This window comes from Nocardioides acrostichi (assembly GCF_015319165.1).
GTDB classification, from domain to species: Bacteria; Actinomycetota; Actinomycetes; order Propionibacteriales; family Nocardioidaceae; genus Nocardioides; species Nocardioides acrostichi.
Map to the genome: position 1 here is coordinate 20,075 of NZ_JADIVZ010000016.1, position 22,243 is coordinate 42,317.

Genomic DNA, 22,243 nt, shown 5'->3' on the forward strand with positions numbered 1-22,243 from the left:
GCATGTCCCTCCTGCGTCAGCCCCTGCTCCTGCTCGCCCGCAGCGGCGGTGTGAAGAAGGTCGTCGAGACGATGCCGGTCAGCGCCGGCATCGTGCGCAGCTACGTGCCCGGCGAGACCACGACGGACGCCGTGCGCGCCGCCGGTGAGCTCGTCGCCGACGGCCTGCACGTGACGCTCGACCACCTCGGCGAGGACACCTCCGACCGCGGCGACGCCGAGCGCACCGTCGAGGCCTACCTCGACGCGCTCACCGCGCTGGGGCACGCCGGCCTGACCCACGGCGCCGAGGTGTCGGTGAAGCTGTCGGCAGTCGGGCAGTACGTGGGTGAGAGTGGCGAGCAGCTGGCGCTGGAGAACGCACGTCGCATCTGCCGCGCCGCCCGCAACCAGGGCACCACGGTCACCCTCGACATGGAGGACCACACCACCACCGACTCCACGCTCGGCATCCTGCGTGAGCTGCGCCAGGACTTCCCGGAGACCGGTGCCGTGCTCCAGTCCTACCTGCGCCGCACCGAGGAGGACTGTCACCAGCTCGCCTACGAGGGGTCGCGGGTGCGACTGTGCAAGGGCGCCTACGCCGAACCGGCGTCCGTGGCCTTCGAGGAGCGGCTCGAGGTCGACAAGTCCTACGTGCGCTGCCTCAAGGTGCTCATGAGCGGCCAGGGCTACCCGATGGTGGCCAGCCACGACCCGCGCATGGTCGCCATCGCCGGCACCCTCGCCGCGCGCAACGGCCGCGAGCCGGGCAGTTACGAGTACCAGATGCTCTACGGCATCCGGCCCGAGGAGCAGCGCCGGCTGGCGGAATCCGGGGAGACCGTGCGGGTCTACGTGCCCTACGGTTCCGAGTGGTACGGCTACCTGATGCGACGGCTGGCGGAGCGACCGCAAAACCTCTCGTTCTTCCTCACCTCGCTGATCTCGAAGAAGTAGGAGCCCTGGCATGACGACCCCTGCGGCACAGACGGCGATCATCGGCGCCGGCGTCATGGGCGAGACGCTGCTCTCGGGCCTGGTGCGCTCCGGGCGCCGCGTCGACCGGCTGCTCGTCGGCGAGAAGCGACCCGAGCGGGCCCGCGAGCTCGAGGAGCGCTACGGCGTGGCGGTGGTGGGCAACCGCGAGGCCGCTGAGAGGGCCGACACCGTGGCCGTGGTCGTCAAGCCGCAGGACATGGGCGAGCTGCTCGACGAGATCGCCCCCGCGCTGCGCCCCGGCAAGCTGGTCGTGTCACTGGCCGCCGGCATCACCACCTCGTTCATCGAGTCGCACGTGCCCGAAGGGGTCGCGGTCGTGCGGGTCATGCCCAACACCCCCGCGCTGGTCGACGAGGGCATGGCCGGCGTCTCGCCCGGGTCGCACTGCTCCGACGCCCAGCTCGCCGAGGCCGAGGCCCTCATGCGATCGGTGGGGCGCGTCGTCCGGATCCCCGAGCGGCAGCAGGACGCCGTCACCGCGATCTCCGGCTCCGGCCCCGCCTACATCTTCTTCGTGGTCGAGTCGATGATCGAGGCCGGCGTGCACCTCGGGCTGCCCCGCGCCACCGCCACCGACCTCGTCATCCAGACCCTCGTCGGCAGCGGCAAGATGCTCCAGGAGACCGGCACCCACCCGACAGTCCTGCGCGAGCAGGTCACCTCGCCGGGCGGCACCACCGCCTCCGCGCTGCGCGAGCTGGAGGTGCACAAGGTGCGTGCCGCCTTCCTCGCCGCCATGGAGGCCGCCCGCAACCGCTCGCGGGAGCTGGCCGAGGGGTCGTAGCGGCTGGCGAATTCACCGGACGTCCGGTGAATTCGCCCCTGGGACGACGCAATTTCACCGTCCCGGGGGCAAACTCGCCGTCCGGGCCCAGGGGTGGCGCGACGCGGGTGCCGCTCTCAGGCGGCTCTCGAGGCCATCGCGCGCCGGATCCGATCGACCGTCTGCGCCGGGCGGTGGACGACGTCGGCCCAGGTGATGCGGACGACGGTCCATCCGGTGACCTCGCGGATGGCGTCCTCCCGTGCCTTCTCGCGGAGCACGGCGTCGGTCGCGGACTCGCCTTCTCGTAGGTAGCGCGTGTACTTCTCCCGCCCGTCGAACTCGACCACGGTGGCGAGCTCCGGCCAGGCGAAGTCGAGCCGCCCGATCAGGCGACCCGTCTGGTCGTACACCTCGAGCTGAGTGCGAGGCAGGGGAAGCCCGTGGTCGAGGAAGAGCAGCCGCGCCAGGGTCTCGCCCACCGACTCCGAGGCTGGGTCGGCCACGTCGATGTAGCGGCGGATGGCCAGCGTCTTCGGCCAGGTGCGCATGTGCGAGAGCCGATACCGCAAGAGGGTCTTGGTCGTGTGACCCTGCTGGAGCATCCAGTCGAGAAGGCAGACGGCCGCATCGCGGTCGAGCAACCGGGCGCAATCGAGCGTAGTGCGGGTGGGGGAGGTGATCCAATGGTCCTCCCAACAACCCAGGTCTTCGACGGTGCAGGCACCTCGATGATGCGTGACGGCGGCCTGGTGTCTGTCTCCCGTCGCGTCGAGATGGGTCAGGTGCACCTGGGTGGGCAGCGCTTGGAGAAGCGGCGCGCCGATGGCCACAGCGGCGCTGAGGTGCGAGACGGCGACGTCAGGCGCGTACTGACGAAGGACGGCGCGAACGCGCAGCAGATGTTGCTCCTCGGCGCTCGCGGACTCCCAGATGGGCGCCGGACAGTAAGCGCCCTGCCGGATGCGAACCAGATCGCCGCGCCGCACCGAGGCGTACAACTCCTTGTCGGACCCACCCGAGGCGAGCACGTCTCTGCGAAGCACGACCGGGTCGCCGGGTGGAGAGCTCACTGGACTCATGGGACCACCTTCCTCCGCGTCAGCCCGGCGACCGCCTGCACGGCCGGATGCTTGTGGAGAAACCCTGCTCGAGCGCCCGATGTGGACGGCGAGCGCGTCGTGCACACCCCCGTCCGTGGAGCCGGGACGGCGATCCCGCCCCCGGGACGACGGAATTTCGTCGTCCCGGGGGCGAATTCACCGGACGTCCGGTGAATTCGCCCCCCGCCGCGGCCGCCGCTACTCCCCGTGCTCGGCGCGCAGGGCGTGAGCTGCCTCGTCGATGATGGCGCGCATGGCGGACTCTGCGACGTCGGGCTGGCCGAGCCTGACGGCGCGGGCGACGTCGTCGTGCAGCGCTATGGCGGCCGGGTTGGGGCGTGCCGGCATCATGCCGTGCTGAGTGCGGCCGGCGAGCACCTCCTCGACCAGCCCGTGCAGGGCACGCATCATCTCGTTGCCGCTGGCCTCGAGCAGCGTGCGGTGGAACGCGCGGTCGGCATCGAGGTAGGACCGCAGGTCGCCGGTGCGACCGTGCACCGCCATGTCCGAGGCAGCGGCCGCGAGGTCGCGGCAGTGGCCCGAGGTGGCGCGGCGCGCGGCGAGCGCCGCCGCCTCCGGCTCGATGCCACGACGCAGCTCGGAGAGTGAGAGCAGCTGGGCTGCGCGGTCGCCGCTGCGCAGCCGCCACCGGATGACGCGCGGGTCGAACACGTGCCAGGAGAGGCGCGGCTGCACCGTGATGCCGACGCGGCGCCGTGAGGCCACGAGGCCCATCGACTCCAAGACCCGGACCGCCTCGCGTGCGACGCTGCGCGACACGTCGTAGCGCTCGCCCACGAGGTCGAGGGTCAGCACCGAGCCGGCCGGCGGATCGCCGGCGACCACAGCGGCGCCCAAGGCGTCGACGACGTCGCCGTGGCGTCCGTTCGGGCTCGTATTCGTCACGGGAACACTGTCTCATCCCCAATTAAAGAAGATCTATCCGTCAATCCTCTTGTAATCGTATGCTTTTTAGGGCAGCGTGATCGCCGTCACAACCATGCCGCGATCGCGACCAGGAGCACCGATGCCCGACCCTTCCACCTCCACCCCCGCCTCCACCCCCGCCCCTCCGACGGGCCGAGGCGCCGTCGTGGTGATGGGCGTCTCCGGCTCCGGAAAGTCCGTGGTCGGGGCGGCACTCGCCGGGCGCCTCGGCGTCGCCTTCGAGGACGCCGACGACCTGCATCCACGCTCGAACGTCGAGAAGATGAGCCGCGGCGTGCCGCTCGACGACCACGACCGCATGCCCTGGCTGGAGACCATCGGCGCCTGGCTGGCCGCCCATCCGACCGGTGGCGTCATGAGCTGCTCGGCCCTCAAGCGCAGCTACCGCGACGTGCTGCGTCGGCAGGCACCCGACACGACGTTCCTGCATCTGGACGGCGAGCGCGAGGTGATCGCCCGCCGGCAGGCGAGCCGTCCGGGGCACTTCATGCCGCCTTCGCTGCTGGACTCCCAGTTCGCCGTCCTCGAGCCCCTGGCCGACGACGAGCCGGGCGTCGTCGTCGACGTGGCACGCCCCGTCGACGCCATCGTCGACGAGCTCTCCGCGGCCCTCGCCCCACGACCGAACGCCTGACGGCCCGACCGACACACCTTTGGAGAAGCACCATGGACGACCTACAACTCGCCTGGACACTGCCCACGCCCGCGCTGCTCGGCATCGCTGCCGCCGCCGTCGCGGCGCTGCTCGTGCTCATCATCGGGGCGCGCGTGCACGCCTTCCTCGCCCTCGTGGTGGTCAGTCTGCTCACGGCCCTCGCCACGGGCGTGCCACCCGACCAGGTGGTGCCGGTCATGACCAGCGGCTTCGGGAGCACCCTCGCCTCCGTCGCTCTGCTGGTCGGCCTAGGCGCGATGCTCGGGCGCATGCTGGAGCTCTCCGGCGGAGCGGAGGTGCTCACCGAGTCGCTGGTGCAGCGCTTCGGCGAGCGCCGCGCGCCGGTGGCGCTCGGTGTCGCCTCGCTGCTGATGGGCTTCCCGATCTTCTTCGACGCCGGCCTGGTCGTGATGCTGCCGATCGTCTTCGCCGTCGCCCGCCGGCTGGGCGGGTCGGTGCTCGTCTACGCCTTCCCGGCCGTCATCGCGTTCTCGGCCATGCACGTGTTCGTGCCACCGCACCCCGGCCCGGTCGCGGCGTCCGGGCTGCTCGGCGCTGACGTCGGTCTGACCCTGGTGCTGGCGCTGTTCGCCGCCGTCCCCGGCTGGTACCTGGTCGGCAAGGTGTTCGGCGGCTGGGTCGGGCGGCGCTACGACCTGCCCGTGCCCGAGATCCTCTCCGGTCGCGACGACGCCGAGCAGGAGTTCGCCAGCCGCCCGTCGGTGCGCACCACGCTCGGCCTGCTCGCCCTCCCGCTCGTACTGATCTTCCTCAACACCGGGCTCAACGCCCTCGCCACCGCCGGCACGGTCTCGCTCGACGACACCTGGGTGCAGATCCTGCGCCTGCTCGGCGAGACGCCCGTGGCCTTGCTCATCACGGTCTTCGTGACCATGTGGGTGCTGGGGTGGAGCGTGGGCAGGCCGCGCGCCCTGGTGGAGTCGGTCGTCGACGGCGCGCTCGCCCCCATCTGCGCGATCATCCTCATCACCGGAGCCGGCGGTATGTTCGGTGGCGTGCTGCGCAGCAGCGGCATCGGCGGTGCGGTGGCCGACTCCCTCAACGACCTCGGACTTCCCCTCGTGGTCGCCGGCTGGCTGATCGCGGCGATCGTGCGGATCGCCCAGGGTTCGGCCACGGTCGCCCTCACCACCGGTGCCGCGCTCATTCAGCCGGCCGTGCTCGCCGACTCCTCCCTCACCACGGTGCAGCTCTCGGCGATGGTGATCGCACTGGCCGGCGGCTCGGTGTTCGCGGGGCACGTCAACGACTCCGGATTCTGGCTGGTCAGCCGGTTCCTGGGCATGGACACCGCCACCACTCTGCGCACGTGGACGGTGAGCCAGGCGCTGCTGGGCGTGGTCGGCTTCGTCGTGGGCACCGCGCTGTTCGCCGTCGGATCGCTATGAGTCTCTTCGACCTGCACGGGCGGACGGCGCTGGTCACGGGATCGAGCCGCGGCATCGGCCTCGCGCTCGCCGACGGTCTGGCCGGCGCCGGCGCCCGGGTGGTCGTGCACGGGCGCGATGTCGACCGGTTGAGCGCCGCGGTCGACCGGCTCGCCGCCGTCCATGGCGCCGATCGGGTGCAGGCAGAGGCCTTCGACGTCGCCGACCCCTCGGCGGTGGAGGCCGGGATCGGGCGGATCCTCCGCCAGGTCGGCGATCTCGACGTGCTGGTCAACAACGCCGGCCTCCAGCATCGCGAACCCCTGCTGGAGATCGACGCCGCGGACTGGCAGCGCGTCATCGACGCCGACCTCACCAGCGTCTTCCTGGTCGGCCGGGCCGTCGCGCGGGGCATGGTGGCCCGCGGGAGCGGCAAGATCGTCAACGTCGGTTCCGTGCAGACCTCCCTGGCCCGCCCCGGTATCGGCGCCTATGCCGCAGCCAAGGGCGGCGTGCGGATGCTGACCCAGGCGATGTGCGCGGAGTGGGGTGGTCATGGCGTCCAGGTCAACGCCGTCGCCCCCGGGTATCTCGACACCGACATGACCGCCGCCCTGGTGGCCGACCCCGACTTCGACGCCTGGCTGCGCGGCCGCACCCCCGCTGGTCGGTGGGGCGCGCCGTCCGACCTCGTCGGGCCCGTGCTGTTCTTGGCCTCGCAGGCCAGCGACTACGTGGGCGGCCAGGTGCTCTACGTCGACGGCGGGCTCACCTCGGTCGTATGACACCTCGCGCCGCCGGGGGTGGGACGGCGAGCCTGCCCCTGGGACGCCGGAACTTCGCCGTCCCAGGGGCGAATTCACCGGACGTCCGGTGAATTCGCCCGCCCGCCCCCACCGACCCGGGGAGGCGCCTCAGAGCCCGACGGCAGCCTCGGCGGCGGCGAGGACCGGCTCGGTGAGGGCGCGACACCGCGCCTCGCCGTCGGCGAAGACGGCCGTGACGTGGGCGGGGTCGGCGGTGAGTTCGGCGTAGCGTCGCCGCACGGGCTCGAGCACGGCGACGACGGCCTCGGTGACGTTCTTCTTGAGCGCGCCGTAGGTCGAGACGCCGGCCGCCGAGCCGCCGCACGCCTCGAGGATCTCCAGGAGGTTGGTGACCCCCGGTTTGGCGTTCCGGTCGGCCCGGACGGCGCCGGTCCCGGTGTCGGAGTCGGTCACGGCCCGCGCGATCTTGCGTCGCACCAGGTCGGGGGAGTCCAGCAGGTAGATCGAGCCGGCGGCGCCGGCCGACTTGCTCATCTTGCGGGTCGGCTCGGCGAGGTCCATCACCCGGGCGCCCAGGGGCGGGGTGACGAGCTCGGGCACCGTGAAGACCGGCCCGTAGGCATGGTTGAACCGTTGCGCCAGGTCGCGGGCGAGCTCGACGTGTTGGCGTTGGTCGTCGCCGACCGGCACCGCGGCCGGCCGGTAGAGCAGGATGTCGGCCGCCATGAGCACGGGGTAGGTGAACAGCGACACCCGGGCCGACCCCTCGGACCCGCTGCGCACCTTCTCGCGGAACTGGATCATCCGTGACAGTTCGCCTGTGTGCGCCGTGCACTCCAGCAGATAGGCCAACGATCGGTGTGCGGGCACCCGACTCTGCCGGAACAGCGTGGCCCGGTCCAGGCCCGCGGCCAGCAGCAGGGTCGCCAGTTCGGTGCTGCGCTCGCGCAGCGCCACGGGGTCGTGGGGCGTCGTCAGGGCATGCAGGTCGCTGACGCCGTAGAACGCATCGGCCCCGACATCGGCGGCGCGAGCGGCCATCGGGCGCAAGGCGCCGAGGAGGTTGCCGAGGGTCAGGTGACCCGAGGGGGTGAGGAGGGAGAGCGTGCGGGAGGTGGGCCGGGTCATGGAGGTGTCCGTTCTGGTGAGAGCCCAAGACGGCGCCACTCCCGGCACGCGAGAGCAAAGAGGCCGCCCGTGGGCGGCCGTGGAGAGGAGTGTGCAGGATCGATGGGCCGCCGATCAGGCGGGCCACCACGCCCCGAGGAGGGGGACGACGCGATCGCTGTGCACGCGCAGAACCTAGCAGACCAGCTCGGCTCGGGTGGTCTGGACCAGCGAGCCCCGAATCAGGTGACTCGCGATGGTTCAAGCCGACACGCCGAGAAAACTCAGATCACTCTCATCGTTCTCTTCCCCACCAGTCACACAGCCCTCTATTGTCGCTTGCGGTGCGGCCGATGGATCACCGGTGGGGAAGCCGGTGGGCGGTCGCATGGAAAGACGGTGCCTCATGGTCAACCCCTCTGGCGACGCCGCCGACGCGACGTTCCTCACCGTGGCCGAGGTCGCGCAGATCATGCGCGTCTCCAAGATGACGGTGTACCGCCTGGTGCACGGGGGCGAACTGCCCGCCGTCCGGGTCGGTCGGTCGTTTCGCGTGCGCGAGGACGCGGTCGACGAGTACCTGCGCAAGAGCTTCTTCAACGCCGGCTGACCACGGGCGGCCCGCTCCGCGGGAGCGGGGCCGACGCCCACCCAGTGGCGCCGTTTCTCCGGTCCTGGCCCCGGGCCGATAGGCTGTGGCGATCCCGCGCCACTGCGCGGGATGCACCGCCGCTAGGAGGATCACCCGTGGGTTCGGTCATCAAGAAGCGCCGCAAGCGCATGGCCAAGAAGAAGCACCGCAAGCTGCTGAAGAAGACGCGCGTCCAGCGTCGCAAGCTCGGCAAGTGAGCCGCGCGGGGCGCAGCGCCCCGCCGGCACCGCAGATTTCGTCTTTCGCCAGCCGCGGGCCCCAGAGGTCTGCCGCTTGAGTGTTGGGGGCTGTCATGGGGGCCGACTCCGGAACGAGTGACGGCAAGGTCGTGCTGGTCACCGGGGTCTCCCGCGACCTCGGACGCAAGTTCGCCCGCCAGGTCGCCGCAGCCCCCGACGTTGCGCGCGTCATCGGCGTCGACGTCGTACCCCCGCGCGGCGACATGGGTTCGGTCTCCTTCGTGCGAGCCGACATTCGCAACCCCGTGATCGCGAAGGTGATCGCGAAGGAGGACGTCGACACTGTCGTCCACATGAGCGTCATCGCGACCCCCGGCAGCGCGGGCGGCCGCAACACGATGAAAGAGCTCAACGTCATCGGCACCATGCAGCTGCTCGCCGGCTGCCAGCGGGCCCCGAGCTTGCGTCGGCTGATCGTGAAGTCGACCACGACCGTGTACGGCGCCTCGAGTCGCGACCCTGCGATGTTCACCGAGGACATGGAGCCGCGTCGCGCGCCCACGTCGGGCTACGCGAAGGACGTCGCCGAGATCGAGGGCTACGTGCGCGGCTTCGCGCGGCGCCGCGATGACGTGCGCGTCACCACGCTGCGCTGCGCCAACGTCATCGGACCGCACGTGGTGAGTCCGCTCACCTCCTACTTCCGGCTGCCGGTGGTGCCGGTCGTCGTGGGCCACGACCCGCGGCTGCAGTTCCTGCACGAGCAGGATCTCTTCGGTGTGCTCCGGCACGCCGTGTGCGCCGACGTCTCAGGCACCTTCAACGTGGCCGGCGACGGCATCGTCTCGCTGACGCAAGCACTGCGCCGGCTCCAGCGGCCCATGGTGCCGCTGCCCGGATTCGCCGTCGGCCGGCTCGGCAAGGCGCTGCGCCAGGCGCGGGTCGCCGACTTCTCGCCCGAGCAGCTCGGCCTGCTCACCTTCGGTCGCGGTGTCGACACCTCCCGCATGCGCACCCAGCTGGGCTTCCAGCCCACCATGACCACGGCCGAGGCGCTCGCCGACTTCGCCACCACGCTCACGCCGACCGGCGGGCGCAGCGAGCGGATGCTCACCCAGCTCGCCAAGGCACTCCCCGACGTCGAGGAGACGGCCCCGCCCGCCCTCCGCCCGCTGCCCACGCCGGCGGCCCGCACCGCAGGAGCAGACCATGGGTGACGCCGAGATCATCCCGATCGGAACCCGCGGCCGCCCAGGCCGAGGCACTGGCAGCAAGCCCTCGTCGGCGTCGCGCAGCCTGGCCGGCGGATCGCGACCCGCCGCCAAGAAGGCCGTCGCCAAGAAGGCCTCTGCGAAGAAGGCTGCCGCACCGAGGAAGGCGGCCGACGAGCCGGCATCGATCGCACCGGCCACGAGGCCCGGCGCCGAGTCGCCGCACGCCGAGCCGGCGGCGAGCGTGCCGCCGTCCCAGGTCGAGAGCACCCCCGGGCTCGAGAAGCGCGAGCCCGTGCGCACCGAGGACGTCGCCGCGGCGGCGTCCGGAGGGATCTCGAGCGCCGAGATCCTCGGCGCGCTCCAGCACGCTTCGCGCGAGGTCTTCGGTGAGGAGTGGGAGACCCAGCTCGCACATTTCCTCGCGTTCCTGCGCCGGCGGGTCACCGGCGACTACACGATCGACGAGTACGGCTTCGACGCCCAGCTCAGCCAGCACCTCATCTTGGCCACCCTGCGCCCGATCGCACAGAAGTGGTTCCGCATCGAGGTGCGCGGCATCGAGAACATCCCCGCGGACGGCGGGGCGCTGTTGGTGTCGAACCACTCCGGCACGATCCCGGTCGACGGACTCATGACGATGTCGACGATCTACGACCACACCGGTCGCCACCTGCGGGCGCTCGGCGCCGATCTCGTGTTCAAGACGCCGTTCGTCTCCACCCTCGCCCGCAAGGGCGGCGCCACGCTGGCCTGCAACGAGGACGCCGAGCGGATGCTGCGCGGCGGTGAGCTCGTCGGGGTGTGGCCCGAGGGCTTCAAGGGCATCGGCAAGGCCTACTCCGAGCGGTACAAGCTCCAGCGCTTCGGTCGCGGCGGGTTCGTGTCGGCGGCGCTGCGCACGGGTGTGCCGATCGTGCCGCTCTCGGTCGTCGGCGCGGAGGAGATCTACCCCCGCATCGCCAACATCCCGTCGCTGGCCCGGCTGCTGGGTCTGCCCTACCTGCCGATCACGCCGACCTTCCCGCTGCTCGGCCCCCTCGGGCTGGTGCCGCTGCCCTCGAAGTGGCTACTGGAGTTCGGTGAGCCGATCCGCACCGACGAGTACGACGACGGCGCGGCCGACGACCCGATGCTGGTCTTCAACGTGACCGACCAGGTGCGCGAGACGATCCAGCAGACGCTCTACTCGCTGCTGATGCAGCGCGAGTCGATCTTCCGCTGAGCCCAGCCGGGCGCACGATCAACCCCTCGCGGGTCAATACCCGACCCCTCGGGCGAGGATTTCCGACCCCTCGCGGGACGATTCGCGACCCCTCGCGGGACGATTCGCGACCCCTCGGGCGACGATTCCCGACCCCTCGCGGGACGATTCGCGACCCCTCGCGGGTGGCTCAGGGGGTGAGCGGGTCGGAGAGGCCGTCGACGAGGTCGCCGAGGGGGTCGGAACCCGAGGTGCTGCCACCGCCGGACTTGGTGCCACCCGACTTGGTGCCACCCGACTTGGTGCCGCCGGACTTGGTGCCGCCGGACTTGGTGCCGCCCGACGTGGTGCCGCCGCCCAGCAGGTTGCCGAGGCCCCCGCCGGAGGTGGTGGAGTCGCTCGGGAAGACGTCTTGGAGGTCGCCCAGCAGATCGGTGCCGTCGGGAGTCGAGGTCGGGTCGCTCGCGGTCGGGTCGGTGCCGGCCGAGGAGGAGTCGTCGGACCCCGGCGGCTCGACGACGGGGTCGAGCGTCGACGCCGACGGCGAACCGTCGGGCTGCAGGACCGGGTCGAGCGCGTCGGGCGATGCGCTCGAGGAGGCCGAGGCACCCAGGGGCATCGACGAGGCGACCTTCTCGGCGGCCCCGGCCAGGAACTTCGGCATCTGGTCGATCGAGTCGCCGGTGCAGGTGGGGCACAGCGACTGCGTGGTGAGGTCGATCTCGGCAAGCAGGTTCGCGGCGTCGACCAGCGCCGACTGCGCGCTGGCCGGCAGGCTCGGCGCCACGTCGTTGAGGGTCGACATGCTCGCGGCGGTCCAGTCGCGCAGCGCCGAGATGGACGGCTCCTGGCTGGTGGAGTCCGACTGCGTGAAGCCGCCGATGATGAGCTCGGAGCCCTGCGTGGTCTGGGTGGTGAACTCCTCCAGCGTCTGCGCGATGCGCGTGGCGTCGGGGGAGTCGACGTTGCTGAGATCCTGGACCTCGGTGAGGCGGTCGGTGGCACTGGCGAGCAGCACCGACCCGCGGGCGGCCTCGTCGCCGGTCAGCGAGGTGTGGACGTTCTCGATCGCCCGCTTCAGCGGGTAGAGGACGTCGCCCGGCAGCGCGGACTGGGAGGCCGCGGCCATGCCGGCGCTGGCGCCGACGATCGCGAGGCTGCCCACGTATGCGGCGATGCGTCGCTCGCGCGGGCTCCTGCGCGACGAGGTGACGGTGAGTCGCGCCCTGCTGGGGTCGGCGGCGACCGGCACGAACTCGGTCTCGGCCGCGGTCATCAAGCGCTCGCGCAGACTGCTCACGAAAGCCGGCCGCGGCTCCGGGGCCGGGGCGGCGCGCAGCGCCGACACGACCTCGAGCAACTCGGCGAAGCGAGGATCCTCGACGGGCCTGCTGGAGGCCGCTGCCTCGACCAGGGCGTCGAAGTCCTCAGCGCGCCGGCGCGCCGCGAACACGGGACTCATCGGTGGTTTCCTGTCTGCGAAGAAGAGATGGGTGCCGGGGCGAAGTGCCTCGACATGCTGCTCAACGACGCGGCGGGGTCGGTGGTTACGGCCGGACGGGCCAGTTTGTGCAACCGCTTGCAAGAGGGGGTCTGGTGGGTCATCGGACCCCCTCGGGCATCAGCTTGGCGAGGTTGCGGACGCCGCGTAGCTGGAGCTGCTTGATCGCGCCGTCGCTGCGACCGAGCACGGCGGCCGTCTCGGCGATGCTCATGCCCTGGAGGAAGCGCATCACCAGGCAGTCGCGCTGCTCCTCGGGCAGTTGGGCCAAGGCCTCGACGAGGATCTCGTTGGTCAGCTGAGCGAGCACGGCCTGCTCCGGCCCCTCGGTCGCGTCGTCGTGCTGACCCATGTCCTCGGTGGTCATCTCGAGGCGGGTCCGGCCGGCCTTGAAGTGGTCGGTGGCCAGGTTGCGGGCGATCGTCATGAGCCAGGCGCCGAAGTCCTTGCCCTGCCAGCGGAAGTTCTGCATGGAACGCAGCGCCCGGAAGAAGGTCTCCGAGGTGAGATCCTCGGCGAGCTGCGTCGAGCGCGTGCGGTAGAAGAGGAACCGGTAGACCGACCCCTGGTAGTGGTCGTAGAGCAGGCCGAACGCCTCGGAATCGCCACCGCGAGCCAACTCGACCAGGGCGATCAGCCGCTCGCGGTCGGCCTCGTCGTCCTCCGAGGACGCCGCCAGCCCGGCGTCACCGAACCCGCGCGAGGAGTCACGGTCGGAGAAGCTCTCCTCGGGCCTCTCGACGGCGGCCTCCGCCAGCGTGCCCAGGCCGGGCCGAGGCTGGGCGCCGGCCCGCCCGAAGGCACCGCCCGCCAGCGCCGGGGTCGGCCCCAGCGGCGGCAGCAGGTCGAGGAGGGCGCGCGCAACGGCGACGCGCAGGGCCTCGAGGCCGCGCGCCCGGTAGGCGTCGTCCAGCGCCATCGTAGGTTTCCTCCCGCTTGCTTCCCCCACGAAGCATGGTGCGAGGGTACGCCGGATCAGGCCGCGGTGGAACCGGTTCTCGTGAACTCGTGATCGCCGCCCGCGACCGGCGCGCGTCAGCCGCGCCGGCCCCGCAGGGCCACGCCGGCGGCCACGGTGCCGCCCACGGCGCCGGCCGCGGCGCTCACCACCAGGCCCGCGCGCGCGGCCTTGCGCCCCGTGCGGTAGTCGCGGATCTTCCACCCGTGCTGGCGGGCGTGCGCCCGCAGCCGCCCGTCGGGGTTGACGGCCGTGGGGTGGCCCACGAGCGAGAGCATCGGCAGGTCGTTGGCCGAGTCGGAGTAGGCCGAGCAGCGGGAGAGGTCCAGGCGCTCGCGCTCGGCCAGGGCGAGGACTGCCTCGGCCTTGGCCGGACCGTGCAGCATCTCGCCCACCAGCTGCCCGGTGTAGACGCCGTCGACATGCTCGGAGACCGTGCCCAAGGCGCCGGTGAGCCCGAGGCGTCGCGCGATGATGCGGGCGATCTCGATGGGGGCCGCGGTCACGAGCCAGACCCGCTCGCCGCGGTCGAGGTGCATCTGCGCCATGGCGCGGGTGCCGGGCCAGATGCGGTGGGCCATGGCCTCGTCGAAGATCTCCTCGCCGAGCTCCTCGAGCTCGGCCACGGTGTGACCGGCGATGAAGCTCAGGGCATCGGACCGCGCGTCGGCGAGGTGGTCGGGATCCTCGACCCCCGCGATGCGGAAGTAGGCCTGCTTCCAGGCGGCCGCCGCGATCTCGCGTGTGGTGAAGAACTTGCGCCGGTACAGCCCGAGCGCGAAGTGGAAGATGGAGGCGCCCTGCATGACCGTGTTGTCGACGTCGAAGAAGGCTGCGGCGCCCGGGTCGAGCGGGTGGTCGAGCGCCTGCTCGACCTCGGCGGCCGCGGCGGCGGCCTCCCCGGCCAGCGTCGAGCGACGCTTGAGGTTCGGGACGGCGCGACGGTCGGGCGGCGGGGTCACCGGCACAGCGTATGACCTCGCGCGACGGCGCCCCAGGGGCTGCCGGGCGGCGCCTCGTGCGACCATCGGGAGGTGCCCCGCGTCACCCTCTACACCCGCGCCGGCTGCCACCTCTGCGACGACGCCCGCGCCGTCGTCCGCGCGGTGTGCGACGAGTTGGGCGAGGGGTTCGAGGAGCGAGACGTCGACACCGACCCCGAGCTGGCGCCCGACCTGCGCCGGCGGTTTTCCGACGAGGTGCCGGTGACGTTCGTCGACGGCGCCCAGCACGACTTCTGGCGGGTCTCGGCCCAGCGGCTACGAGCCGCACTCGCCCAGTAGCCGGCGGGCCGCCGATTCCGGGTCCGTCATCACCGGCCCGGATCCTCGCCCGAGCCCGGTGCGCGTGGCCCAGATCACGTGTGCTAGCAGGGCGTCGCCGTCGGTTTGTTCTCCCGTTCACAAACTCCTACAGTGAGCGAGCCGTCGGGGCCGCGAGGCTCGGGAGAAGACCCGTTCCTGCTCCGCCGGGCGGCTCGTCAGGAGCATGTACGTGAGCGATCGGACCCCCGCCGAGGCGGCTCGGGACATCCCCGAGGCGACCGTGGCACGGCTCCCGCTCTACCTGCGTGCACTCACGGCGCTGGCCGAGGCCGACCAGGTCACCTGCTCCAGCGAGGAGCTGGCCACCGCCGCCGGTGTCAACAGCGCGAAGCTGCGCAAGGACCTCTCACACCTGGGCAGCTACGGCACCCGCGGAGTCGGCTACGAGGTCGAGTACCTGCGCTACCAGATCGCCCGCGAGATCGGTGTCACCCACGACTGGCCCGTCGTCATCGTGGGCATCGGCAACCTGGGTCAGGCGCTGGCCAACTTCTCGGGCTTCCGCTCCCGCGGCTTCCGGGTCGTCGCCCTGCTCGACGCCGACTCCCAGCGGCAGAGCGAGGTCGTCGCCGGCCTGGCGGTGCGGCCCTTCGACGAGCTCGCCGGCATCGTGGCCGAGCACGGCGTCGCGATCGGCGTCATCTCGACCCCGGCGCCGGCCGCGCAGGCGGTGGCCGACGCGCTGGTCGTCAGCGGGGTGCGCAGCATCCTCAACTTCGCCCCCACTCACCTCGCCGTGCCCGAGGGCGTCGACGTGCGCAAGGTCGACCTCTCCATCGAGCTCCAGATCCTCGCCTACCACGAACAGCGCAAGGCCCAGCCCGACGCGCTCGACGACGAGGTGACCGCATGAGCGTCCTCGTCGTGGGCATCTCCCACATCTCCGCACCGGTGGACCTGCTCGAGCAGGTCTCGGCCGCCGACACCGAGGCCGTGGGCAAGCTGGTCGGAGCGGCCGCGGGGTGCAGCCACGTCGTCGAGGCCGCCGTGATCTCCACCTGCAACCGGCTCGAGATCTACGCCGAGGTCGATCGATTCCACGGCTCGGTCGAGGAGCTCTCCACGCTGCTGGTCGAGCGGTCGGGGCAGACCACCGAGTCGATGCTCCCGCACCTCTACGTGCACTACGACGACGGCGCCGTCTCCCACCTCTTCCAGGTCGCCGCCGGCCTGGACTCCATGGCCGTGGGCGAGGGGCAGATCCTGGGCCAGGCCCGCGAGGCGCTGCGGCTGGGTCAGGAGCTCGGCACCGTGGGGCCTGCCCTCAACACCCTCTTCCAGCAGGCGCTGCGGGTCGGCAAGCGCTCGAGGGCCGAGACCGACATCGACCGCGCGGCACCGTCGTTGGTCGACGCCGCGCTGCGCCGGGTCGGATCCCTGCTGCCGCCCGCCGCCGAGCGGCGCGTGGCGGTGCTGGGCGCCGGTGCCATGGCCGGCCTCGCGACAGCGACCGTGCGTCGGCAGGGCGCGGCCGAGATCGTCGTTCTCAACCGCACGCCCGCGCACGCGGAGCGGCTGGCCCGCGAGTACGACGCCCGCCCGGCGCCGGTGGCCGACCTCGCCGCCGAGCTCGCGGCCTGCGACCTGCTGCTCACCTGTACCGGCGCCACGGGCGCCACCGTGACCGCCGAGCTCGTGGCGGCCGCGCGACGCGACACCGACGGTCCGCTCGCGGTCATCGACCTCGGGCTGCCGCGCGACGTCGAGACGGCGGTCGGCGACCTCGCCGGCGTCACGCTGATCGACCTCGGCACGCTCGCCGCCGACCTGCACGGGTCGGCGGCCGGCGCCGAGGTGCAGGCGGTCCGCGACATCGTGGCCCAGGAGGTCACCGCGTTCCTCGCCGCCCGCCGCCAGGCCAGTGTCACGCCCACCGTCGTGGCGCTGCGGTCGATGGCCACCGCGGTGGTCGACGCCGAGATGGAACGCCTCGACCACCGCCTCGTCACCCTCGACGAGGGAGCCAGGCGCGAGGTGCTGCGCACGTTGCGACGCGTGGCCGACAAGCTGCTGCACCAGCCGACCGTGCGGGTGCGCGAGCTCGCGAACGCCGACGGCGCCGTGTCCTACGCCGCGGCGCTGGCCGAGCTGTTCTCGCTCGATCCCGATGCCGTCAGCGCCGTGACCCGACCCGACATGCCCGAGGAGCCCGGTCGCCGCGAGGGAGGTCTCGCATGAGTGCCACCAGCGTGTCGGCCGCCGCCGACACCGGCCTGCGCACGGTGCGCATCGGCACCCGCCGCTCGCTGCTGGCCCGCACCCAGTCGCAGTGGGTGGCCGACCTGGTCACCGCCCGCACCGGTCACCCGGCCGAGCTCGTCGAGATCACCACCGACGGCGACCGCAGCCAGGCCGCCGGCACCTCGCTGGTCGGCAGCGCGAGCACCGGGGTCTTCGTCAGCGCCCTGCGCGAGGCGCTCCTGGCCGGGCAGGTCGACCTCGCCGTGCACTCGCTCAAGGATCTGCCCACCGCCCCCGAGCCCGGCATCACGCTGGTGGCCGTGCCGGGTCGCGAGGACCCCCGCGACGTCGTCGTGGCCCGTGACGGGCTGACGCTCGGCGAGCTGCCCGTCGGCTCGCGCATCGGCACCGGCTCGCCCCGGCGTGCCGCCCAGCTGCACGCGCTCGGCCTCGGTTTGGAGGTGGTCGCGATCCGTGGGAACGTCGACACCCGGATCGGCACCGTGACCCGAGGCGACCTCGATGCGGTCGTGCTCGCGCGGGCCGGTCTGGCCCGTATCGAGAGGCTCCACGAGGCGACCGAGGTGCTCGACCCCCTGCAGATGCTGCCCGCGCCGGGCCAGGGTGCCCTGGCACTGGAGTGCCGCGACGACGACACCGAGCTCCGACACCTGCTCGCGCCCCTCGACGAGCCCGACGTGCGCGCGGCCGTGACGGCCGAGCGCGCCGTCCTCGCCACCCTCGAGGGCGGCTGCTCGGCGCCCATCGGGGCGCTGGCCGACGTGGTCGAGGCCGACGATCTCGACGACCCCGAGGGGTCGCCCGAACTGTGGCTGCGCGCGATCGCGCTGTCAGCCGACGGCACGCTCTCGGTGCGGATGTCCGCCACCGGCAGCGTGGCCGACGCCGTGGGCGTCGGCACCCGCCTCGGCGGCGAGATGCTCGCCGAGGGGGCAGGACAGCTTGACCAGCCAGGTCCGGCTAGCACCAGCGACACAGATGAGGTACCCCACGCATGACGCGCTCCTCGAACGGTTCCGCCGGCACCGCCCGCGGCACCAAGAAGCCCGCCGCCCCCCGTGCCCTCGGCACCGTCTCCTTCGTCGGCACCGGCCCCGGTGACCCCGAGCTGCTCACCGTGCGGGCCGTCGAGGTCATCAAGCGCGCCGAGCTCGTCGTGACCGAGGCGCCCGAGCACGAGGCGATGGTGCGCTCGCTGCTCGGCCTCCCCGAGGAGACCGGCCCGGACGCCGTCGACGGCCCCGAGCTCGTCGACGGCGGGTTCGGCCAGGACGGTCAGCCACTCACCTACGCGGCGCGCGCCAAGCTCGTCGTCAAGCAGGCCAAGCGCGGCCTGCGCGTCGTCCGGCTCATCAGCGGCGACCCGTTCGTCTACGCCTCCGGCCCCGAGGAGGCCCAGGCGTGCGCCAAGGCCGGCATCGGCTTCGAGATCGTGCCCGGCGTCTCGTCGGTCGGTGCGGTGCCTGCCTACGCCGGCATCCCGCTGACCACCAAGGACCACCGCTGCGTCGAGGTCGTCACCTGCGACGGCAACGTCGACTGGTCGGCCTACGGCGACGACCGCACGCTGGTGCTGCTCTCCGGCCTCGGTCAGATCGCCGACATCGCCGCCGCCCTAGTCAAGGCCGGTCGTGCGGCCAGCACCCCGGTCGCGGTGACCCGCGTCGGCACCACCACCGAGCAGTCGACGGTGTGCTCGACGCTGGAGCACGTGGCCGCCGACGTGCGCGGTGCCCGGATGGCGCCGCCGGCCGTCGTGGTGGTGGGCAAGGTCGTCGACCTGCGCGAGACGCTCTCGTGGTTCGAGACCAAGCCGCTGTTCGGCTGGCGGGTGCTGGTGCCGCGCACCAAGGAGCAGGCTGGCTCGTTGAGCCAGGCACTGCGCGGCTACGGCTCGGTGCCCGAGGAGGTGCCGACCATCTCGGTCGAGCCGCCGCGCAACCCCCAGCAGATGGACAAGGCCGTGCGTGGCCTGGTCGAGGGGCGCTATGAGTGGATCGCCTTCACGTCGGTCAACGCGGTCAAGGCGGTGCGTGAGAAGTTCGAGGAGTACGGCCTCGACGCGCGCGCCTTCTCGGGCCTGAAGATCGCCGCCGTCGGCGACAAGACCGCCGCGGCGATCGCCGCGTGGGGTCTGCGCCCCGACCTGGTGCCCTCGGCCGAGGGGTCGGCGGGTCAGTCGGCCGCCGGGCTGCTGGAGATCTGGCCGGAGTACGACCAGGATCTCGACCCCATCAACCGGGTCTTCCTGCCCCGCGCCGACATCGCCACCGAGAACCTCGTGGCCGGCCTCGTCGACCTGGGCTGGGAGTGCGACGACGTCACCGCCTACCGCACCGTGCGCGCCTCGCCGCCGCCGGCGCCCACGCGTGACGCCATCAAGTCCGGCCGGTTCGACGCCGTGGTGTTCACGTCGTCCTCGACGGTGCGCAACCTGGTCGGCATCGCCGGCAAGCCGCACCCCTCCACGGTGATCGCCGTGATCGGGCCGATGACCGCCAAGACCGCCGAGGAGCACGGGCTGCGCGTCGACGTGATGGCGTCGGCGCCCGACGTCGAGGTGCTCGTCGAGGCGCTCGCCGACTTCGGTACCGCCCGTCGCGCCGAGTTCGTCGAGGCCGGCCTGCCGGTCACCAAGCCGTCGGACCGCAAGACCACCGCGCGCCGCCGCAAGGCGGAGTGAGCCGATGACGGCCGAGCACCCGATCCCGGCACCCGTGGTGCCGCCCGTCGTGCGGCCGCGCCGCCTGCGCACCACGCCGGCCCTGCGCCGGATGGTGCGCGAGCAGCAGGTGCACCCGCGCCAGCTGGTGCTGCCGCTGTTCGTGCGCGAGGGCCTCACCGAGCCGCAGCCCATCCGCTCGATGCCGGGCGTGGTCCAGCACACCCGCTACAGCATGCTCGAGGCGGTCGAGGAGGCCGCCGAGCTCGGGCTGGGAGGCGTCATGCTGTTCGGCGTCCCGGAGGAGAAGGACGCCGAGGGCTCGGGTGCGCTCGATCCCGCGGGCGTGCTCAACCTGGCCATCACCGACGTCGTCGGCGAGGTGGGCGACCAGCTCACCGTGATGAGTGACCTGTGCCTCGACGAGTTCACCGACCACGGTCACTGCGGCGTGCTCACGCCCGACGGACGGGTCGACAACGACCGCACCCTCTCGGTGTACGCGCAGATGGCGCTGGCCCAGGCACACGCCGGCGTCGACATGGTGGGTCCGAGCGGCATGATGGACGGCCAGGTGCGCGTGATCCGCTCCTCGCTCGACGCGCTCGGGCACCACGACGTCGGCATCCTGGCCTACTCGGCGAAGTACGCCTCGGCGTTCTTCGGGCCTTTCCGTGAGGCCGTCGACTCCTCCCTGACCGGTGACCGCAAGACCTACCAGCAGGATCCGATGAACGCCCATGAGGGCGTGCGCGAGGCGCTGCTCGACATCGAAGAGGGCGCCGACCTGGTCATGGTGAAGCCGGCCCTGAGCTACCTCGACGTCATCCGGCGCGTGCGGGACGCCGTCGAGGTGCCCGTGGCGGCCTACAACGTCTCGGGCGAGTACGCCATGGTCGAGGCCGCGGCGGCGAACGGGTGGATCGACCGCGAGGCCGCGATCCTCGAGACCCTCGGCTCGATCCACCGTGCCGGCGCCGACGTCATCCTCAGCTACTGGGCCGTCGAGGCCGCGCGCCTGCTCACCGCCTGACCCGCGAGGGGTCGCGAATCGTCCCGCGAGGGGTCGCGAATCGTCCCGCGAGGGGTCGCCCAGAGAAATGCGAACGGCCCCTCGAGGCGCCATTTTTGACTCCTCGACGGACCGTTTGCGACCCCTCGTCGGTGACGTGGGTCAGGGGTTCATGTATTTCTCGACGCACTTGTCGAAGGGGTCGTTCTTCTTCAGAGGGTTGTCGATGAAGCCGTCGGCAGTGCACTGCAGCACGGCCTGGGCGTAGGTGAGGGCCTGGTCGACCGGGCTGATGCTGGTCGAGGGCAGCGGCGGCACCGTGACGGTCGGGCCGTTGCCGCCGGGCACGGTGACCGTGACGCCGCCACCGGAGGTGTTCGAGGGGGTGCCCGCGTTGTTGCCACCGGAGTTCTGGGTGGGCTGGCTGCTGGGGCTCGAGCCGCTGTTGTCGGACTGCGGCTGGGAGATCTGCTGCGTCGGCTGGCTGGAGGGCTGCTTGGACGGCTGGCGGGTCGGGGGCGGAGTGTAGGACGGGTCGGGCGCGAGGACGCCGGCCGCGGAGACGTTGGTGGGCACCGCGGTGTAGTCGCCCGAGGCGTAGGCGTCCATGATCTTCAAGACCAGGTCGACGTAGGCCTGGGAGTGGTTGTAGCGGTAGACCGCCTTCTCCTGACCCGCGGTGGTGGAGAGATCCTCGTTGCCGGAGCAGAGGTAGACCGCGGTGGCGAGGGCAGCGTCGTCGATGTCTTGGGGGTTGCGCTGGGCGTCGCCGTCGGCGTCGACCCCGACGACCGACCAGGTCGAGGGGATGAACTGCATCGGGCCGACGGCGTGGTCCCACTTGGTGTCGCCGTCGAGCTGGCCACCGTCGGTGTCGGAGATGGCCTGGGTGCCGTGCTTGCCGTTGAGGGCGGGGCCGATGATGCCGGGCTTGGAGACGCCCTTGGCGGTGAGCACGTTGCCGCCGTAGCGGCCGTGGTCGGACTCGACGCGCCCGATGGCGGCGACGAGCTGCCAAGGGAGGTTGCAGGTCTTGTCGGCGGAGTTGATGACGGCCTCGGCGCGCTGGTATGCGCTGAGCGCGGCGGCGGGGATCGAGGACGAGGAGGAGGTGGCGACGACCTGGCGGGCGCTGGCGCCGCCGGGGTTGACCGAGAGCGCCTTGGGCGTGGAGACCGAGGCGGGTGCCTCGATGGCCTCGGACGGCACGGAGGTGCCGTCGGGCAGGCTGGCCGCCGGGGCGGGCTGGTCACCCTCTGCGGAGACCGAGTCGAGCACCGGGGTCGAGACGACGCTTGCGGTCCACGCTGCCGACACCAGCCCGAGGGGAACCAGCGTGACGGCCTTGTGAACGCGTCCGAATCGATGACCTGCCATGCTGAAGTCTCCCTGGTGCAGTGCCGCGTGCTCCCTCAAGCACGACCGCGAATCTCGCGGATGTGACCGACCTAACGAATGGTGTCACGCGTTGGTTACGCGGCACATGGCTTTGTGAGGATCGTTACCAAGATCGGACTGGCAGACGTTTCCCCAGATCACGGCCGTTGAAACGCCTCCGGGGCGTCGAGATCGCGCCGGAGTCCGACGGGCCTCGCCCCGATGCGGTGCGCTCAGGTTCGGCCGTCA

Annotated in this window: 22 protein-coding genes; 15 read left to right on the top strand and 7 right to left on the bottom strand. The window is 71.9% G+C overall.

Annotated elements, in window-relative coordinates; all coding sequences use genetic code 11:
* The first annotated feature begins 2 nt into the window (after window positions 1–2).
* Complete coding sequence (locus ISG29_RS19420) at window positions 3–938, top strand: proline dehydrogenase family protein (protein WP_194505111.1); 936 nt, start codon at window positions 3–5, stop codon at window positions 936–938.
* Window positions 939–948: 10 nt separating this feature from the next.
* On the top strand, window positions 949–1,764 hold the full coding sequence (gene proC / locus ISG29_RS19425) for a pyrroline-5-carboxylate reductase (protein ID WP_194505112.1): 816 nt from the start codon (window positions 949–951) through the stop codon (window positions 1,762–1,764).
* Between the two features lie 116 nt (window positions 1,765–1,880).
* Here the strand turns inward: proC and ISG29_RS19430 are convergent, their stop codons facing one another.
* Together ISG29_RS19430 and ISG29_RS21775 are read right to left on the bottom strand one after the other, a co-directional pair.
* Complete coding sequence (locus tag ISG29_RS19430) at window positions 1,881–2,816, bottom strand: PDDEXK family nuclease (RefSeq protein WP_194505113.1); 936 nt, start codon at window positions 2,814–2,816, stop codon at window positions 1,881–1,883.
* Window positions 2,817–3,044: 228 nt separating this feature from the next.
* A complete protein-coding gene (locus ISG29_RS21775; protein WP_194505114.1) occupies window positions 3,045–3,752 on the bottom strand; it encodes a FadR/GntR family transcriptional regulator in 708 nt (235 codons plus the stop codon).
* 121 nt (window positions 3,753–3,873) lie between these two features.
* Between ISG29_RS21775 and ISG29_RS19440 the strand changes: the two genes are divergently transcribed.
* Genes ISG29_RS19440 through ISG29_RS19450 form a run of 3 tightly spaced genes read left to right on the top strand, consistent with a single transcriptional unit; the run spans window position 3,874 to window position 6,622 of the window.
* Window positions 3,874–4,428 (top strand): gluconokinase, encoded by a 555-nt coding sequence (locus ISG29_RS19440; protein ID WP_328829915.1) that lies wholly within the window; start codon window positions 3,874–3,876, stop codon window positions 4,426–4,428.
* A 32-nt stretch (window positions 4,429–4,460) separates the two neighbouring features.
* Complete coding sequence (locus tag ISG29_RS19445; RefSeq protein ID WP_194505115.1) at window positions 4,461–5,858, top strand: GntP family permease; 1,398 nt, start codon at window positions 4,461–4,463, stop codon at window positions 5,856–5,858.
* Entirely contained in the window at window positions 5,855–6,622 is a 768-nt protein-coding gene (locus ISG29_RS19450; protein ID WP_194505116.1) for an SDR family oxidoreductase, read from the top strand. Before ISG29_RS19445 ends, ISG29_RS19450 begins: the two co-directional genes overlap by 4 nt.
* A 129-nt stretch (window positions 6,623–6,751) precedes the next feature.
* Here the strand turns inward: ISG29_RS19450 and trpS are convergent, their stop codons facing one another.
* Window positions 6,752–7,732, bottom strand: coding sequence for a tryptophan--tRNA ligase (gene trpS / locus ISG29_RS19455; RefSeq protein WP_194505117.1), 981 nt, complete (start codon window positions 7,730–7,732; stop codon window positions 6,752–6,754).
* A 385-nt stretch (window positions 7,733–8,117) separates the two neighbouring features.
* Between trpS and ISG29_RS19460 the strand changes: the two genes are divergently transcribed.
* The 4 genes from ISG29_RS19460 to ISG29_RS19475 all read left to right on the top strand — a co-directional run bounded on the left by ISG29_RS19460 (window position 8,118) and on the right by ISG29_RS19475 (window position 10,978).
* Entirely contained in the window at window positions 8,118–8,321 is a 204-nt protein-coding gene (locus tag ISG29_RS19460; protein ID WP_194505118.1) for a helix-turn-helix domain-containing protein, read from the top strand.
* A 137-nt stretch (window positions 8,322–8,458) separates the two neighbouring features.
* Window positions 8,459–8,560: a 30S ribosomal protein bS22 gene (locus ISG29_RS19465; protein WP_008356322.1), complete on the top strand. Its 102-nt coding sequence runs from the start codon at window positions 8,459–8,461 to the stop codon at window positions 8,558–8,560.
* A 95-nt stretch (window positions 8,561–8,655) separates the two neighbouring features.
* Complete coding sequence (locus ISG29_RS19470) at window positions 8,656–9,759, top strand: NAD-dependent epimerase/dehydratase family protein (RefSeq protein WP_194505119.1); 1,104 nt, start codon at window positions 8,656–8,658, stop codon at window positions 9,757–9,759.
* Window positions 9,752–10,978 (top strand): lysophospholipid acyltransferase family protein, encoded by a 1,227-nt coding sequence (locus ISG29_RS19475; protein ID WP_194505120.1) that lies wholly within the window; start codon window positions 9,752–9,754, stop codon window positions 10,976–10,978. The genes ISG29_RS19470 and ISG29_RS19475 overlap by 8 nt, the downstream gene beginning before the upstream one ends.
* Window positions 10,979–11,147: 169 nt before the next feature.
* Here ISG29_RS19475 and ISG29_RS19480 read toward each other — a convergent pair whose 3' ends face one another.
* The 3 genes from ISG29_RS19480 to ISG29_RS19490 form a co-directional block, all read right to left on the bottom strand.
* Window positions 11,148–12,419 carry a DUF5667 domain-containing protein gene (locus ISG29_RS19480; protein ID WP_194505121.1) on the bottom strand — a complete coding sequence of 424 codons (1,272 nt, stop codon included), beginning with the start codon at window positions 12,417–12,419 and terminating at the stop codon, window positions 11,148–11,150.
* Between the two features lie 139 nt (window positions 12,420–12,558).
* Complete coding sequence (locus tag ISG29_RS19485; protein ID WP_194505122.1) at window positions 12,559–13,377, bottom strand: sigma-70 family RNA polymerase sigma factor; 819 nt, start codon at window positions 13,375–13,377, stop codon at window positions 12,559–12,561.
* 116 nt (window positions 13,378–13,493) lie between these two features.
* On the bottom strand, window positions 13,494–14,378 hold the full coding sequence (locus tag ISG29_RS19490; protein WP_328829920.1) for an HAD family hydrolase: 885 nt from the start codon (window positions 14,376–14,378) through the stop codon (window positions 13,494–13,496).
* 72 nt (window positions 14,379–14,450) lie between these two features.
* Between ISG29_RS19490 and ISG29_RS19495 the strand changes: the two genes are divergently transcribed.
* The 6 genes from ISG29_RS19495 to hemB all read left to right on the top strand — a co-directional run bounded on the left by ISG29_RS19495 (window position 14,451) and on the right by hemB (window position 20,638).
* Window positions 14,451–14,699: a glutaredoxin family protein gene (locus tag ISG29_RS19495; RefSeq protein ID WP_194505124.1), complete on the top strand. Its 249-nt coding sequence runs from the start codon at window positions 14,451–14,453 to the stop codon at window positions 14,697–14,699.
* A 211-nt stretch (window positions 14,700–14,910) separates the two neighbouring features.
* Window positions 14,911–15,594, top strand: a complete 684-nt coding sequence (locus ISG29_RS19500; protein ID WP_407940247.1) for a redox-sensing transcriptional repressor Rex — start codon at window positions 14,911–14,913, stop codon at window positions 15,592–15,594.
* A complete protein-coding gene (locus ISG29_RS19505) occupies window positions 15,591–16,919 on the top strand; it encodes a glutamyl-tRNA reductase (RefSeq protein ID WP_194505126.1) in 1,329 nt (442 codons plus the stop codon). The genes ISG29_RS19500 and ISG29_RS19505 overlap by 4 nt, the downstream gene beginning before the upstream one ends.
* A gap of 35 nt (window positions 16,920–16,954) precedes the next feature.
* Window positions 16,955–17,941, top strand: coding sequence for a hydroxymethylbilane synthase (hemC, locus tag ISG29_RS19510; RefSeq protein WP_407940249.1), 987 nt, complete (start codon window positions 16,955–16,957; stop codon window positions 17,939–17,941).
* On the top strand, window positions 17,938–19,626 hold the full coding sequence (locus ISG29_RS19515) for a bifunctional uroporphyrinogen-III C-methyltransferase/uroporphyrinogen-III synthase (RefSeq protein WP_194505128.1): 1,689 nt from the start codon (window positions 17,938–17,940) through the stop codon (window positions 19,624–19,626). Before hemC ends, ISG29_RS19515 begins: the two co-directional genes overlap by 4 nt.
* A gap of 4 nt (window positions 19,627–19,630) precedes the next feature.
* Entirely contained in the window at window positions 19,631–20,638 is a 1,008-nt protein-coding gene (gene hemB, locus ISG29_RS19520) for a porphobilinogen synthase (protein WP_194505129.1), read from the top strand.
* 141 nt (window positions 20,639–20,779) lie between these two features.
* On the opposite strand, the gene ISG29_RS19525 is transcribed toward hemB, so the two are convergent.
* Window positions 20,780–21,994 carry a lytic transglycosylase domain-containing protein gene (locus tag ISG29_RS19525; protein WP_194505130.1) on the bottom strand — a complete coding sequence of 405 codons (1,215 nt, stop codon included), beginning with the start codon at window positions 21,992–21,994 and terminating at the stop codon, window positions 20,780–20,782.
* Window positions 21,995–22,243: the final 249 nt, after the last annotated feature.

Excerpts from the sequence above, each read along its gene's own strand:
- ISG29_RS19480 (WP_194505121.1), bottom strand. The coding sequence starts at position 12,419 with ATGAGTCCCGTGTTCGCGGCGCGCCGGCGCGCTGAGGACTTCGACGCC.
- ISG29_RS19525 (WP_194505130.1), bottom strand. The coding sequence starts at position 21,994 with ATGGCAGGTCATCGATTCGGACGCGTTCACAAGGCCGTCACGCTGGTT.
- ISG29_RS19475 (WP_194505120.1), top strand. The coding sequence starts at position 9,752 with ATGGGTGACGCCGAGATCATCCCGATCGGAACCCGCGGCCGCCCAGGC.
- ISG29_RS19445 (WP_194505115.1), top strand. The coding sequence starts at position 4,461 with ATGGACGACCTACAACTCGCCTGGACACTGCCCACGCCCGCGCTGCTC.
- ISG29_RS19450 (WP_194505116.1), top strand. The coding sequence starts at position 5,855 with ATGAGTCTCTTCGACCTGCACGGGCGGACGGCGCTGGTCACGGGATCG.
- ISG29_RS19515 (WP_194505128.1), top strand. The coding sequence starts at position 17,938 with ATGACGCGCTCCTCGAACGGTTCCGCCGGCACCGCCCGCGGCACCAAG.
- ISG29_RS19470 (WP_194505119.1), top strand. The coding sequence starts at position 8,656 with ATGGGGGCCGACTCCGGAACGAGTGACGGCAAGGTCGTGCTGGTCACC.
- ISG29_RS19420 (WP_194505111.1), top strand. The coding sequence starts at position 3 with ATGTCCCTCCTGCGTCAGCCCCTGCTCCTGCTCGCCCGCAGCGGCGGT.
- ISG29_RS19485 (WP_194505122.1), bottom strand. The coding sequence starts at position 13,377 with ATGGCGCTGGACGACGCCTACCGGGCGCGCGGCCTCGAGGCCCTGCGC.
- trpS (WP_194505117.1), bottom strand. The coding sequence starts at position 7,732 with ATGACCCGGCCCACCTCCCGCACGCTCTCCCTCCTCACCCCCTCGGGT.
- ISG29_RS19460 (WP_194505118.1), top strand. The coding sequence starts at position 8,118 with ATGGTCAACCCCTCTGGCGACGCCGCCGACGCGACGTTCCTCACCGTG.
- ISG29_RS19440 (WP_328829915.1), top strand. The coding sequence starts at position 3,874 with ATGCCCGACCCTTCCACCTCCACCCCCGCCTCCACCCCCGCCCCTCCG.
- hemB (WP_194505129.1), top strand. The coding sequence starts at position 19,631 with ATGACGGCCGAGCACCCGATCCCGGCACCCGTGGTGCCGCCCGTCGTG.
- ISG29_RS19505 (WP_194505126.1), top strand. The coding sequence starts at position 15,591 with ATGAGCGTCCTCGTCGTGGGCATCTCCCACATCTCCGCACCGGTGGAC.
- proC (WP_194505112.1), top strand. The coding sequence starts at position 949 with ATGACGACCCCTGCGGCACAGACGGCGATCATCGGCGCCGGCGTCATG.